Origin of the sequence: Actinosynnema pretiosum, assembly GCF_002354875.1 — a bacterium.
In the GTDB taxonomy this organism is placed as follows: domain Bacteria; phylum Actinomycetota; class Actinomycetes; order Mycobacteriales; family Pseudonocardiaceae; genus Actinosynnema; species Actinosynnema auranticum.
On the sequence record NZ_CP023445.1, the window covers coordinates 7,832,213 to 7,846,070 of the forward strand.

Sequence of the window (13,858 nt, forward strand, 5' to 3'; positions counted from 1 at the left end):
ACCGACACTGTCAGGTTGTCAGCCCCCGAACGGTCAGCTCCACCAAGCGGCGCAGCAGCACCTCCTGCCACTCGACCCCGCCCAGGTGCAGCGTGATCCCCTTGACCCCGTAGAACAGCACCCCGGCCACCTCGTCCACCCCGGCGCACGGCCCCAGCACGCCCTCCAGGACCTCGATCATCCGCCGCTCGAAGAGCGTCCACTGCTCGACCGCCCGCTGCTGCGTCTCGTCGATCAGCTCGGCCTGGAACACCTCGCCCGCGTGCATCCGCAGCACCAGCCCGAGCACCGCGGTCAACCGCTCGGCCACCCCACCGGGCCCCCGCGCCGCGGCCTCGGCCCGCTCCAGGAAACCCTCCAGCGCCCACTGCACGGCCTCCCGGAAGATCTCCTCCTTGCCCCGGTAGTACTGGTACAGCGCGGGCCGGGAGACGTCCGCGGCTGCGGCGATCGCGTCCACGGACGTCCGCCGGTAGCCGTACCGGGCGAAGCAGGACACCGCCGCGCGCATGTAGCGCTCTCGCCGCTGATCGGGTGATGTCGCCACCGGACGACTGTAACCAGCGGGAAGGCGCGGGGGCGGTCACGCGGGCAGCAGCTCCGCGACGCCCGCCACCAGGTCCGCCCGCGCCGCGCCGTCCGGGGTCCACCGGACGACGCGGGTGGTGGACGCGTGGCGCGCCGCCCACTCGCGCGCCAACCCGGTCGGGCCCGAGGCGGTGACCACGACCAGGCCGGTGGCGCCCGGCCTCCCGCGCCGCTCCAGGTCGAGGCGCTGGAGGGAGGCCGCGTCCACGGCGCACCCGCCGTCGAGCACGACGACGGCCACCGCCGCACCACCGCGCTCGACCACGTGGTCCGGGTTCCCGCCCTCGACCGCCACGACCGTGAACGGCCCCCCGGCCAGCGCCGCCGCCACCTGCTCGCGGATCGGGCCGGGTGGCGCCTGACCGGCGTTCACGGCCTGCGCCACCCCGTCCTCGACCTGGAGCAGCTTCCGCTCGACCCGCGCGAACGGCGCGACGAGGACCGTCGCGCCGCCCAGCTCCAGGCACAGCCCCCGCCAGTAGTCGTCGTCCACGAACCACCCCAGCACGAGCAGGACCACGCCGAGGGCGATGAGCACCGGTGCGAGCCCCCGGCACGAGCGCCCGCTACGAGGCGACGCGCTGCTCATCCACCTGCACCAGGCCGACCGGCCCCTTGGTGTTGCTCCCGACGCGGATCCGCAGCACCTGCCCCACCCGGTGGTTGAGCGGCGCGTCGGGCCCGAGGTCGACGAACAGGTCCCGCCGGAAGCCCTTGCCGTCGCGGGCGTCCAGGAAGCCGTACTTCTCCCTGACCCTGAGCAGCTCCACGTCGAGCAGGGCCCCGAGCGGCACGGTGACGTTGGCCCTGGGGTTGCGCCCGCCGTCGGGCTGCGGCTCGGCCAGGAAGAACACCTCGTCCCCCGGCGCGAGGTCCACGACGCCCCGAACGAGGTTGTCCCGGTGCAGGTAGTAGGTGCCCCCGTTCCGACCGCTCGCGAACCCGCTGCCCTTGACCGAGTCCCACCTGGTCACCCGGCCCACGACCCACGGGTCCTGCTCGTTGCCCCGCGCGGGGCGGACGGCGGGCGGTGGCGGGGTCGGCGCCTGGCCCTGCGGCGCGGTCATGTCGGTGACCATGCTCGACTTCACGCCGAACGGCTGCGCGTCCCAGAGCACCTCGCGGTAGTCGATCGAGGAGCCCGCGTTGGGCAGCTTCTGCGGCGCCCCGAGATATCCGCGGCCCTCACGGCTCACGGCGTTCCCGTAGATGGAGAAGACCTCCATCATGTTGGCCGCGCTCACCGTTTCCTCGTCGACGAAAACCGCGCCGGGACTGCCGCCGAGCGCGAGTCGCTCGACCTGGTCCACCGAGGTTCCGATGAAGTCCTGCTGCTGGCCGTTGACGAACGGCACGACTTTGCCCGTGGTGATGCCGACCGAGCAGTTGCAGAGGTAGGTGTTGTCCCGCTTCGCCTCCCTCAACCGCTCCTGGATGGCGATGGCGGCGTTGATGGCCTGCGCCGCCTGCACCACCGGGAAGGTGGCGATCACGCCCGACGAGAGGTACTTGCACACGGTCCCGCCGTTGCGGGAGACGGACTCGGTGACCTGGTCGAAGAACCAGCCGAAGGTCGGCAGCCAGCTCACCTCGGCGCTGGAGGTCTTCAGCTCCGTGGCGCCCGTCAGGTCGACGTGCATGACGACGACGGACACCTTGGCGGTGTTGTTGAAGGCATCGCGCAGGATCTCCACTTTTCACGATCCTCTCACCGGAAAGCGGCAGCACGGCGCCGTGAAGCGCGCGCGGCGACTCTGGGGGGGGTGGCCGGAAATCCCCGAGCGGGGGCCGGTCCACGACGGAAGTACAAATGGTGCTTGAAAATTTCACATTGTCACTAGCCGTATCGAGGGTTTTCGGCCGAGCGTTATCCACGTGATCACCGGCCACCCGAACAGATCAACAAGCGACAAAAACGCCCCCCCTGCACAACTGCCCGTAGAAAGCACTCCCCGGCCGAGGACCCCACCCCCCGTTCGAGGGAGCCGTCCCACCACCTCCACCCCGTGTCCACCACGAGCGGAAACCGGTGGAACGGCGGGCGTGGGACCCGGCTGCGGCTAGCCTGGTCGGCGTGGCTGCTCCCCCTCCCTCGCTGAAGATCGGCCGGTACTCGGTCGACCCGGCCGTCGTGCTCGCCCCGATGGCGGGCATCACGAACATCGCCTTCCGGCAGCTGTGCCGGGAGTTCGGGAGCCCCGGCTCGCTCTACGTCTGCGAGATGATCACCGCCCGCGCCGTGGTGGAGCGCGACTCCAAGACCATGGAGATGCTGGCGTTCGGCCCCGACGAGCACCCCCGCTCGATGCAGCTCTACAGCGTCGACCCGGTGTCCATGTCCGAGGCCGTCAAGCTGATCACCGGCGAGGACCGGGCCGACCACATCGACATGAACTTCGGCTGCCCCGTCCCCAAGGTCACCCGCAAGGGCGGCGGGGCGGCGCTGCCGTACAAGCGGAAGCTGTTCCGGGAGATCGTGCGGGCCGCCGTGCGCGCCGCCGAGCCCGCGGGCGTCCCGGTGACCGTGAAGTTCCGCATCGGCATCGACGACGAGCACCTCACCTACCTGGACGCGGGCCGCATCGCCGAGGACGAGGGCGCGCAGGCCGTCGCGCTGCACGCCCGCACGGCCGCGCAGCGCTACTCCGGCACCGCCGACTGGTCGGCCATCACCCGGTTGAAGGAGGCGGTGACCTCCATCCCGGTGCTCGGCAACGGCGACATCTTCAGCGCCCAGGACGCCCTCGACATGGTCGCCCGCACCGGCTGCGACGGGGTCGTCGTCGGTCGGGGCTGCCTGGGCAGGCCGTGGTTGTTCGGCGAGCTGCAGGCCGCCTTCCGGGGCGAGCCGCTGCCCGCGCCGCCGACGCTGGGCAAGGTCGCCGACATCCTCTGGCGGCACGGCGCGCTCCTGGCCGACTACCTCGGCGAGGAGAAGGGCGTCCGGGACCTGCGCAAGCACGTGGCCTGGTACCTGAAGGGCTTCCCGGTCGGCGGCGACCTGCGCCGGTCGCTGGCCATGGTCAGCACGCTGGCCGAGCTCCAGGACCTGGTCGGCCAGCTCGACCGCACCGCCGGGTACCCGGCCGACGCCGACGGGCCCCGCGGCCGACAGGGTTCCCCCGCTCGGGTGATCCTGCCGGAGGGCTGGCTGGACGACCCGGAGGACGCCGCGGTGCCCGAGGCCGAGGAGATGCACTCGGGTGGCTGAGCTGGCGCGCGGCGCGGCGCTGCTGGTCGGGGCGCTGCTGGTGGCGGGGTGCTCCGGCGCGGTGGCGGGGACGGCGGCGCCGATCCGGTTGAGCGACTCGGACCGGGGCCTGGTGCGGAACTACTTCGACGACCTCAACTCGGCGGGCGAGCAGGGCGTGGAGAAGCAGCACGCGCTGCTGGAGGAGACCCAGCACCCGGACTACCGCGACCAGGGCTGCCGACCGCCCGACGGGACGATCGCCTACCGCCCCGCGATGGGCACGTTGCGCCTGGACAACGAGTGGGCGCCCGCGGGCGGCGACGAGGCGCACCCGCGCGGCGTGGTGCTGGTCGTGGCCGTGACGATCACGGTCCACCGGGACGGCGTGGAGGTCGGCTCGCAGATCGGCTCGCAGCACGTCGTGCTGCTGAACGGGCGCGCCTACGGCTTCGCACCGTGCGCCGCGTGACGGTTTTCCGCTGCCCGACCGGAAACGTCACCGTTTCGGAGCAGTGCACGGTCAACCGGTAGAGGGAAATCAACCTCTGACGTGTCCCGCTCGCTCAAGAGCCGCCTCCTAGGAGACGACACCTTGGCAAGTGAGGAGGTGAGCACGATGACCGCACTGCGGCCCGAGGTCGCCGATCCCGATCGGGAGGGCGGCCCCGAGGCGCCAGCGCCCGCTTCCGAGGGCACCGGGCTGGTGCAGCTGCACGAGTCGATCGCGACACTGCTCGCCTCCAGGGGCCAGTGGCGGCAGGCCTACCAGCACCTGCGCTCGGCGTTCGACCTGGTCCACGCGGGGCGCGAGGAGCAGCCGAAGGTGCCGGAGCAGCTGCGCCGCGAGGTGGACCGGCTGCGCAGGGAGCACGCGGAGGCCCGCGAGCAGAGCCTGCGGGACAGCCTGACCGACAGCTACAACCGCCGCTACCTGGACGAGCGCCTGGTCGCGCTGGTCGCCGAGCGGGGCGCCACGACCGGCGGGCTGGCCATCGCGCTGATCGACCTCGACTGGTTCAAGCAGGTGAACGACACGTTCGGGCACCTGCTGGGCGACCGGGTGCTCCAGCGGGTGGTGGAGCTGCTCCAGGCGGAGCTGCCGGAGCAGGGGTTCTGCGCCCGCTACGGGGGCGAGGAGTTCGTCATCGTGCTGCCCGACGTGGACGTCGCGAGTGCGATCCAGATCACCGAAGCGGCCAGGATGCGTGTCGAGCGTCACGCCTGGGCCTCGCTCGCCCCCGGCCTGAGGGTGACTGTCAGCATCGGCCTGGCGTACGAGCCGCCCGCCGCCGAGACGCCCTCCCGCCCACCGGTGGCCCCGGAGCAGCAGTTGTTGCGCGCCGACAGCCTCCTCTACACGGCCAAGCAATCGGGACGGAACGCAGTCGCCTACCGGGAGGGCGGACGCGTTCGGCTGGCCGGTGCTGCTTCTGGGCGACGCGGAATCACTGAACCACGGGTGTCTGGTTACTGAAACACGCACCCCACTCACCCGTTCGGGCGTAACCTGCTGCGCGTATCCGACCACCCCCCACCCCTCTATCACCGGGAGTGGTCGTCAGAATTGGCGGGCGTCCGTAGTATCGCGTGCGCAAGTGACACGCCGCAGGTGCTTTCACCGTGTCCTTGCTGTCGTCAACTCGTGATGACGACCTGACCGATGACCAATTGCTGAAGGGAGACCGGGTGCCCGACGAGCCCCGCCGTGGTGGCACCGGACCCGGAGGCGACCAGGCCCCGCAGGATGACCAGACGACCGGGCGTCGCCGCAGGTCGATGGAGGGCAGCGGCGGTCTGAGCGTGTCGGATCTGCTTGAACAGCACAGCCGCACGAACATCCCGCGTCCCATCCCGCCGGGCCAGTCGGACTCCGGTCCGCAGCGCGGCGCCGCACCGGAGCCGTCCGGTCGCCGCGCCGCGCCGGAGCCACCCGCCCACAGATCCGAGCCGCAGGGCCCGGAGAGCGGTCGCCAGCAGGGCGACCACGAGCACCGACCAGCGCAGGAGCCGCAGCAGGGCCGCAGGAGGGCCGCCAGGGAACCCGAGGACGACGTCCGGGGTCCGTCCCACTCCGCCGGACCCGGCCAACCGGGTGAGACGGGCCCGCGCACCGGCCGCAGGGCCAAGCCGGAGCCGTCCGCGTACCCGGAGCCGTCCGCGTACCCGGAGCCGTCCGCGTACGAGGAGGAGACGCGGTACGCCGCCCCCGTGCACGTCGAGCCGGACCCGGCCGCCGAGGCGGGCGGACGGCGCGCCAGGCACGACGAGGCCCCCTCCGGTCGCCGCGCGGCCCCCGAGGAGCCCCGGACCGGCAGGCGCGCCGCGCCGGAGGCCGACCGCGACGCCGCCGCTCCCGAAGGCGTCTCGCGCGCGAGCAGGCGCGCGCGCCACGACGAGCCCGCGCCCTCAGGCAGGCGCTCCGCCCCCGAGGACGGCGTCCCGGCCCACGAGGAGGAGCCCGGTCGCCGAGGCCGCCAGGCTCCCGGTGAGGGGGTCGGGCGGCGGTCCAGGGCGGTCGCGCCCGAGGACGGCTTCGCCGAGGAGGGCGGGCGCCGCGAGCCCGCCGCCCGCAGGGGCCGCTCCTTCACCGACGAGGCCCCGTGGCCGCAGGCCGCCGACCGGCGCAGGCCGGACGTCCGGGGCGACGAGGGCGACGGGGGTGCCGAGGACGCGGGCGGGGAGTCCGCGTCCCGGATGTCCCGGCTCTCGCCCGGCGAGCCGAACGGCCGCAGGTCGCTGCCCCCGCGCGGCCCCGAGGCCGACGGCCGGGGCCAGCGCGGTCCCGGTCCCGAGGCCACCGGCCGCAGGGCCAGGCCGGACGCGGGGCCGCAGGGTTCCGACGCCACCGGTCGCCGCGCGCGCCCCGAGGTCGACGGCGGTCCGCAGGACGGTCCCCGCAGGCCGGGGCCCGGAGGGCCGGTCGACGGCCCGCCCGGTGGCCCGCTCGCCGGTCCGCCGCCCGGTGGTCCGCGCAGGCCCGGTCCGGACGGCGCGGGGATGCGCCCGCGCCCGGCCCCCGGCCTGCCCGGCGAGGACTTCGAGGACGGCCCGCGCCGGGGCCCGGAGGGCACCGGCACGCGTCCGCGCCCGATGCCCGGCGACGGCTTCGACGGCGGTCGTCCCCCCGGCCTGCCCGAGGACGGTCCCCGCAGGGGTCCGGAGGGCGCCGGGATGCGCCCGCGCCCCATGCCCGGCGACGGCCCCGGCCTGCCCGAGGACGGCCCGCGCCGCGGCCCCGAGGGCACCGGCGTGCGCCCGAGGCCGATGCCCGGCGACGGCGGCCCGCTCGGTCCCGGCCCGGACGGCACGGGTCCCCGCTCCCGCCCGGTCCCGCCGGACGGCAGCAGCGCCCGGATGCCGCGCCCGGTCCCCGAGGACGGTCCCCGCAGGGGTCCCGAGGGCACCGGCACCCGTCCGCGCCCGATGCCCGGCGACGGCCCCGGCCTGCCCGAGGACGGCCCGCGGTCGCGCCAGGCCAGGCTCGCGGGCCACGACGGCCCGCCCGCCGGTCCGCCGATCGGCCCTCCGCCCGCCGGTCCGCGCCGCCCCGGTCCCGAGGGCAGCAGCGCCCGGATGCCGCGCCCCATGCCCGGCGACGGTCCCGGCCTGCCCGAGGACGGTCCACGCAGGCTCGCGCCCGGCGACGGTCCCGCGCCCGACGGCCGGGGTCCGGACGGCCGGGGTCCCGAGGGCACCGGGATGCGCCCCAGGCCCGTCCCGCCCGGCGACGACCGCCAGGCGCGCGCCGAGAGCTTCGCCGACGGCGACGCGGGCAGGCCCCCGCGCAGGCTCGCGCCCGAGAACGGGCGGCAGGGCCCGCACGACGGTCCCCCCAGCCGGTTCGCCGAGGGTGACGAGGGAGCCCCGCCGCTCCCGCCCCCCGGCGTGTCCGCGCTCGGCGGCCCCCCGCCCGGCGTCGGCGGCCCCGAGCCGAGGGAGCAGATCGACCCGGCGAGCCTCACCACCGAGATGGAGGCCATCAGCGACGACATCAAGAAGCTGCGCGAGGTCGACCACACCCTCGCCCGCTTCTCGGCCGTCCACGACGAGCTCGCCGAGCAGGAGCGCCAGCGCAAGGAGCGCAGGCAGAAGCTGATGCCGTGGAAGTCCGAGGTCGACGAGGACGCCACGGAGTACGCCGAGCCGGTGGACCCGGACGACCCCGACGACACCGAGCCCAAGGGCGGCAAAGGCCGCAAGGGGCGGACCGCCAAGCAGAGCAAGATCGTCCGGATCATCAAGGCGATCTCGCTGACCTCGGCGGTGGTGGTGTTCCTGGCCAGCGGGATCGGCTGGGGGGCGATGCTGCACTTCGACAGCAAGATCACCCGGATCGACGCGCTCGGCCAGAACTCGGCGGCCGTGCACCAGGCGGAGAAGCAGCTCGGTGACGAGAACTTCCTCATCATCGGCTCGGACACGCGCGCGGGCGCCAAGGACTCGGACGGGGTGGGCGACACCAGCGAGGTCGTCGGCGCCCGGTCGGACGTGATGATGATCGCCCACGTCCCGGCCGACCGGAAGCGCATGGTGGTGGTGTCGATGCCGCGTGACCTCCAGGTCACGCGGCCCGCGTGCAACAGCTGGGACTCGGCCAGCGACACCTACTCGGACAAGGTGCTGCCCGAGGCGGAGGGCGTGAAGGCCAACGAGGTCTACGCCACCGGCGGCCCCCAGTGCGTCAGCAAGTTCATGACCGAGCTGAGCGGGCTGGACATCAACCGCTTCGTCAGCGTGGACTTCAACGGCTTCAAGGGCATGGTCGACGCCGTCGGGACGGTGGGCGTGTGCGCGCCCACCGTCATGGACGACGGCGAGCTGGGCATGATCTTCGACAAGCCCGGCAAGTACGAGGTCAACGGCCAGAAGGCGCTGGACTTCGTCCGCGCCCGCAAGGTCAAGACCGAGGAGTTCGGCGACTACGACCGGATCAAGCGGCAGCAGCAGTTCCTGTCCGCGCTGCTGCGCAAGGCCATGTCCAGCGAGCTGCTGCTCAGCCCGAGCAAGCTCAACGGCTTCCTCAACGCCTTCGCGTCCTCCACCGCGGGTCAGAACATCGGCGTGGACTCCATGCTGACGCTCGCCCAGTCCCTGCAGGGGCTGGACGCCGGGCGGGTCAGCTTCGTGACCGTCCCCCACCGCACCGACGAGGGCCCGACCCCGAGCAACGACGACAACTTCGAGGTCCTCCAGGAGGACGAGACCAAGGCGCTCTTCCAGGCGGTCATCGACGGCACCCCGCTGCCGGGCGAGGCGCCGACCGAGGGCGGGACCGCGGAGAAGAAGGCCGAGAAGCAGCCGGGCACCGTGGGCGACCCCGGCTCCGTGCGCGTCCAGGTGTTCAACCAGACCTCGGGTGGGTTCGCCCCGAAGAACACCAAGACCAAGCTGGAAGAGGTCGGCTTCAAGGTCACCTACATCGGTGTCGCGGACCAGGCGTCCACCAGGACGTTCATCCGCTACGCCACCGGCAACGAGAACGCCGCCGCGACCCTGCGGGCAGCCGTGCCGGACGCCGAGCTCCAGGTCGACGAGAGCATGGGCGGCGTCGTGGCGCTCATGATGGGCTCCGGGTGGGAGGGCGAGGTCAAGCGCCCGCAGGCCGGTCAGGGCGGCGGCGTCTCCGCCGACAGCGGCGCCGGGGACCTGCCCGTGGTGAACGCGGCCGTCGACCCCTGCGCGTGACCGGTCGGCCACCACGCGCGACCCCCTCGGGAGCTCGGACCGTTCCCGCAGCTCCCAGGGGGTGCCGCCGATCATCTGGTCGCCACGGGTTCATCCCCGGTTCACCGGGGAATGTCGCTCGCGCGATCAGGTGGCCCTAGGCTTGGACCATGCGTGAGGCCTACCAAGACCAGCTCGGACAGCTCGCGGAGCGACTGGCCGACATGTGTGCGATGTCCGGCAAGGCGATCGAGCTGGCCACGAAGGCCCTGCTGGAGGCCGACCTGGCCGTCGCCGAGCAGGTGATCAGCGACGACGCCAGGATCGACGAGGTGCGCGCCAGCATCGAGGAGCAGGCGTACGCGCTGCTCGCGCTCCAGGCCCCCGTCGCGACCGACCTGCGCACGGTGCTGGCGGTCATCCACGCCGCCGAGAGCGTGGAGCGGATGGGCGACCTGGCGCTGCACGTGGCGAAGGCCGCGCGGCGCAGGCACCCCAACCACGTGCTGGCCGAGCCGGTCGCCCCCTACTTCGCCGAGATGGGCCGCATCGCGGTCGAGCTGGCGACGGAGGCGACGGACATCATCCGCACCCAGGACGTGGCGCGCGCCCGGTCCCTGGAGGACGCGGACGACGCCATGGACGACCTGCACCGCCACCTGTTCACGGTGATCATGGACAAGGAGTGGCCGCACGGCGTGCCGTCCGCCGTGGACACCACCCTGCTGGGCCGCTTCTACGAGCGGTTCGCGGACCACGCGGTGTCGGTGGCGAAGCGGACCGTGTTCGTGGTGACGGGCAAGATGCCCGGATACGGCGACGAAGAGGCCTGATCGACGACGGAGGGGGCGGGTCCGCGGCGCGCGGACCCGCCCCCTTGGCGTTCGGCTAGCGGTTGAGCAGCGCGTTGAGGTCCTGGCCGAGCTGCATGGCGATCCGGCCGCTGTCGGCGGGCGCGGCCGTCATCCAGCGCTGACCGTCCGGGTTCTCCCTGGTCTGCATCATGTACCGGCCTTGGTCGTTGTCGAACCAGATGACCTCGGGTCCCTTGGTCTCCCGGCCGTACCTGCCGCGAACCGAGAAGCCGAAGTTCCCCAGGCTCAGCTTGGGGCGCGAGAAGATCGCCATGAGCTGCTGCTCCTGGCCTCCCCTGGCGCTCCGCGCGGAGACGGCGCTGGTGAAGGTGTTCGCGTCGTAGTCCTCTTCCCGACGAGGTCTGCGCTGCTCCTGCCCCTGGGGAACCGGGAGGGTCATCGAGTGCCCCGGTCCCGGCCGCACCTGCGGCACGAGTGAGACCAGCGCGTGCAGCAGCGCCGAGGAGCGGATCAGGTCGACCTTGAGCATCCGGTCGTCCAGCACGGCCAGCGCCGCCACGTCACGGGTCGCGCCGCCGCGCGCCAGCAGCTGGCGCTCCGGGACGCGGGCGTCCAGCGCGGCGATCGCGTTGACGGTGTAGTCGGCGCGGACCAGCAAGGTCAGCGCCTCCTGGACCTCGCCCACGACCCGCCCCCGGAACGCCAGCTTCCTGGACTCCAGGTCGCGGTACACCGCGTTCCTGATACCCGCGCGCTCGTCGAAGGTCCGGCCCACGTGGCGGATCTCGAAGGGGTAAGGACGGGGGCCGAGGTCGAGGTCCTCCCAGAGGATGTCGGTCGCGGCGTGGGACAGGCTGAACGAGAACACGCTCACCCGCCGATGACGGGAGGCGCCACGAGCGTCCCGTCCCCGAAGACGTCCTCGGTCTCCTGGAGGTACGAGGCGGTCTTGTGCTCCTTGTCCTCTTCCCCGTTGCCCCGGCCACCTGCGGCTCCCATGCCGCCCGCACCCATGCCACCGGCCGCCGCGCCACCGCGACCGGCCGCCACGCCGCCTAGACCGCCCGCGCCACCGGAGCCGTAGCCGCCGACACCGCTGCGGCCGCCCTCGCCGAGGGCGGAGGAGGAGCCGCCCGCACCGAGGCCCGAGCCGCCGACACCGGACCCACCGGCGCCGAAGCCGCCCGCGCCACCGCCGAAACCACTTGCGCCACCGCCGAAACCACCCGCGCGACCACCCGCCGCGGCGAGACCGCCGGGACCGCCGGACAGGCCGCCTGCGCCACCGCGGCCACCGAGGCCACCCGCGCCCGTGCCGCCGCCGAGGCCGCCACGACCACCGCCGAGGCCGCCGGAACCGGTTCCGGTCCCACCTGTGCCCGTGCCACCGGGCGGGAGGTAGCCGACACCGCCCGGCGGGACGTAGCCGCCGCCGGTGCCACCGCCACCGATGCCACCGCCACCGGTGCCGCCACCTCCGGTGCCACCACCGGTACCGCCACCACCGGGGTAGGTCACGCCGGACTGGTTGGTGTTGCCGCCCGAGTTGTTCGAGCCGCCGCTGCCGCTGCCACCGCCGTTGCCGGTCCCGGTCCCGGTGGTGCCGCCGCCGTTCGGTCCGCCGTCGTAGACGTAGGTGCCGCTGTTCCCGGTGCCGACGCCGCCGATGCGCCCCGTGCCGGTGCCGATCCCGCTGCCGACGCTGGAGTCGGGGCGCGAGCTGATCGAAGTCCTGTCGCCGCTGTCCGAGGAGCCGCTGTCCGAACCGGACATGGGCGGGGGCGCGACGAAGGCGGGCATGGTGGCCCCCGTCTCGGCGAACGTGCTGGACATCGCCGTCATGGTCTCGGCGGCCTTGACGTGGGCTTCCTGCTTCTCGGCGAACTTCTGCTTGATCTCGGAGATCGTGCCGCCCCAGTTGAGGGGGTTCGGCTCGGCGAGCAGCATCTTGGTGGCGTCGGCCGTGCTGAACTGGACAGGCTCGGGCATCTTCGACTTGGCGCTCTCGGCCGCGTCCACCTGGCTCTGCATCTGGGCGCTGGTGTACTGGGCGGACTGGGCCGCGTTGGTCGACCAGTCCGTGACGCTGCCGAAGTAGGACCGCGCGGACTCCGCCGCCTCGCCCTGCCAGGCGTCCTTGCTCGCCGCGGTCGCGCCGCGCAGGTTGTCCTGGAGGGTGACCAGGGTGGTGCCCACCTGGTTCCACGCGTCGACCTGACCGCGCGCGCTGGCGGGGTCCATGCCCTCGGTGACCATCTGCTGGAGGGCGGAGTGCTCGTAGGACATGTAGTTGGTGCCGTCGGGCGTCATGGGGGGACGGGTGTCCTGGATCTGGGCACCGAGCTCACGCCGCTGCTGCTCGAACTGGGTCCGGGAGTCCACCTCCATCTTGACGACGATGGAGGCGGCCTCGACCGCGCGGGACAAGGGATTCGCGGAGGTGGACGTCTGCATCTGGACGTGGGCGTCCGCAGCGTTCTCCTGGCGTATGTCGGTCATGGTGGGGAGGGCGTGGGCGGTGTTCTGCCCGCCCTGCCCCGCTGTGCCCTGGTCGTTCTCCGCCACGTCTACCCCCTGGTGAGCGCTCACAGCCCGTTCCCGAGCAAGCACGGTACCCGTCCGGTGCCGCCCCGTCCCCGGATTCGACGCGCGCCGAAAGCGGAGGGTTCCCGGTTCGTCGCCGGGCCCGCTCCGCAGGCGCTCGAGGTGTCAGCGGCACCGATCGCCCCGCACGGAGAAGATACCTCCGGAACGCGCGCGAAAAAGCCCCCCGCGCGAATCGCGCGGGGGGCTTCTCCGGGAAATCCGGCGGATCAGCCGAAGCGGCCCGAGATGTAGTCCTCGGTGGCCTTCTGGGTGGGGTTCGAGAAGATCTTCTCGGTGTCGTCCACCTCGATCAGCCTGCCGGGCTGGCCGACGCCGAGCAGGTTGAAGAACGCGGTCTGGTCGCTGACGCGCGCCGCCTGCTGCATGTTGTGGGTGACGATCACGATGGTGAAGTCCTTCTTCAGCTCCGTGATCAGGTCCTCGATCGCCAGCGTGGAGATCGGGTCCAGGGCCGAGCAGGGCTCGTCCATCAGCAGCACGTCCGGCTGGACGGCGATGGCGCGCGCGATGCACAGGCGCTGCTGCTGACCGCCCGACAGGCCGCCGCCCGGACGGTCGAGGCGGTCCTTGACCTCGTTCCACAGGTTCGCGCCGCGCAGCGAGCGCTCCGCGACCTCGTCGAGCTGCTTGCGGTTCTTCACGCCCGCCAGGCGCAGGCCCGCCACGACGTTGTCGCGGATGGACATCGTCGGGAACGGGTTGGGGCGCTGGAACACCATGCCGATGGTGCGGCGCACCTGCACCGGGTCGACCGAGGAGGCGTAGATGTCCTCGCCGTCCAGCAGCACCTTGCCCTCGACGCGGGCGCCGGGCGCCACCTCGTGCATCCGGTTCAGCGAGCGGAGCACGGTGGACTTGCCGCAGCCGGACGGGCCGATGAACGCGGTCACGCTGCGCGGCGGAACGGCTAGGGAGACCTCGTTCACGGCGTGGAACTTGCCGTAGTAGAGGTTGAGGTCCTTGACGTCGATGCGCTTGGCCATCAGTGCCC

Annotated in this window: 11 protein-coding genes; 5 read left to right on the top strand and 6 right to left on the bottom strand. The window is 73.0% G+C overall.

Features of this window, described 5'->3' with window-relative positions:
- Positions 1–10: 10 nt before the first annotated feature.
- Genes CNX65_RS33665 through CNX65_RS33675 form a run of 3 tightly spaced genes read right to left on the bottom strand, consistent with a single transcriptional unit; the run spans position 11 to position 2,282 of the window.
- The gene (locus CNX65_RS33665) at positions 11–547 is read right to left on the bottom strand and encodes a TetR/AcrR family transcriptional regulator (protein ID WP_198320578.1); all 537 of its coding nucleotides are present in this window, start codon (positions 545–547) and stop codon (positions 11–13) included.
- Between the two features lie 36 nt (positions 548–583).
- Entirely contained in the window at positions 584–1,177 is a 594-nt protein-coding gene (locus tag CNX65_RS33670) for a hypothetical protein (protein WP_157767952.1), read from the bottom strand.
- Positions 1,155–2,282: a nucleotidyl cyclase domain-containing protein gene (locus CNX65_RS33675; RefSeq protein ID WP_096497304.1), complete on the bottom strand. Its 1,128-nt coding sequence runs from the start codon at positions 2,280–2,282 to the stop codon at positions 1,155–1,157. The genes CNX65_RS33670 and CNX65_RS33675 overlap by 23 nt, the downstream gene beginning before the upstream one ends.
- A 371-nt stretch (positions 2,283–2,653) precedes the next feature.
- Between CNX65_RS33675 and dusB the strand changes: the two genes are divergently transcribed.
- The 5 genes from dusB to phoU all read left to right on the top strand — a co-directional run bounded on the left by dusB (position 2,654) and on the right by phoU (position 10,278).
- A complete protein-coding gene (gene dusB / locus CNX65_RS33680; protein WP_198320658.1) occupies positions 2,654–3,799 on the top strand; it encodes a tRNA dihydrouridine synthase DusB in 1,146 nt (381 codons plus the stop codon).
- On the top strand, positions 3,792–4,250 hold the full coding sequence (locus tag CNX65_RS33685; protein WP_096497306.1) for a hypothetical protein: 459 nt from the start codon (positions 3,792–3,794) through the stop codon (positions 4,248–4,250). Before dusB ends, CNX65_RS33685 begins: the two co-directional genes overlap by 8 nt.
- Before the next feature lie 147 nt (positions 4,251–4,397).
- On the top strand, positions 4,398–5,255 hold the full coding sequence (locus CNX65_RS33690; RefSeq protein ID WP_096497307.1) for a GGDEF domain-containing protein: 858 nt from the start codon (positions 4,398–4,400) through the stop codon (positions 5,253–5,255).
- A 326-nt stretch (positions 5,256–5,581) separates the two neighbouring features.
- Positions 5,582–9,466 carry an LCP family protein gene (locus CNX65_RS33695; RefSeq protein WP_157767953.1) on the top strand — a complete coding sequence of 1,295 codons (3,885 nt, stop codon included), beginning with the start codon at positions 5,582–5,584 and terminating at the stop codon, positions 9,464–9,466.
- 149 nt (positions 9,467–9,615) lie between these two features.
- Positions 9,616–10,278, top strand: a complete 663-nt coding sequence (gene phoU, locus CNX65_RS33700; protein WP_096497309.1) for a phosphate signaling complex protein PhoU — start codon at positions 9,616–9,618, stop codon at positions 10,276–10,278.
- A gap of 55 nt (positions 10,279–10,333) precedes the next feature.
- Here the strand turns inward: phoU and CNX65_RS33705 are convergent, their stop codons facing one another.
- The 3 genes from CNX65_RS33705 to pstB form a co-directional block, all read right to left on the bottom strand.
- Positions 10,334–11,134 (bottom strand): ESX secretion-associated protein EspG, encoded by an 801-nt coding sequence (locus CNX65_RS33705; RefSeq protein ID WP_096497310.1) that lies wholly within the window; start codon positions 11,132–11,134, stop codon positions 10,334–10,336.
- Entirely contained in the window at positions 11,131–12,849 is a 1,719-nt protein-coding gene (locus tag CNX65_RS38105; protein WP_157767954.1) for a PPE domain-containing protein, read from the bottom strand. The genes CNX65_RS33705 and CNX65_RS38105 overlap by 4 nt, the downstream gene beginning before the upstream one ends.
- A 224-nt stretch (positions 12,850–13,073) precedes the next feature.
- Complete coding sequence (gene pstB, locus CNX65_RS33715) at positions 13,074–13,850, bottom strand: phosphate ABC transporter ATP-binding protein PstB (protein WP_015805491.1); 777 nt, start codon at positions 13,848–13,850, stop codon at positions 13,074–13,076.
- Between the last annotated feature and the right edge of the window lie 8 nt (positions 13,851–13,858).

Bases quoted from the DNA above. Each gene is read 5' to 3' on its own strand.
- pstB (WP_015805491.1), bottom strand. From the start codon at position 13,850: ATGGCCAAGCGCATCGACGTCAAGGACCTCAACCTCTACTACGGCAAG.
- phoU (WP_096497309.1), top strand. From the start codon at position 9,616: ATGCGTGAGGCCTACCAAGACCAGCTCGGACAGCTCGCGGAGCGACTG.
- CNX65_RS33670 (WP_157767952.1), bottom strand. From the start codon at position 1,177: ATGAGCAGCGCGTCGCCTCGTAGCGGGCGCTCGTGCCGGGGGCTCGCA.
- CNX65_RS33690 (WP_096497307.1), top strand. From the start codon at position 4,398: ATGACCGCACTGCGGCCCGAGGTCGCCGATCCCGATCGGGAGGGCGGC.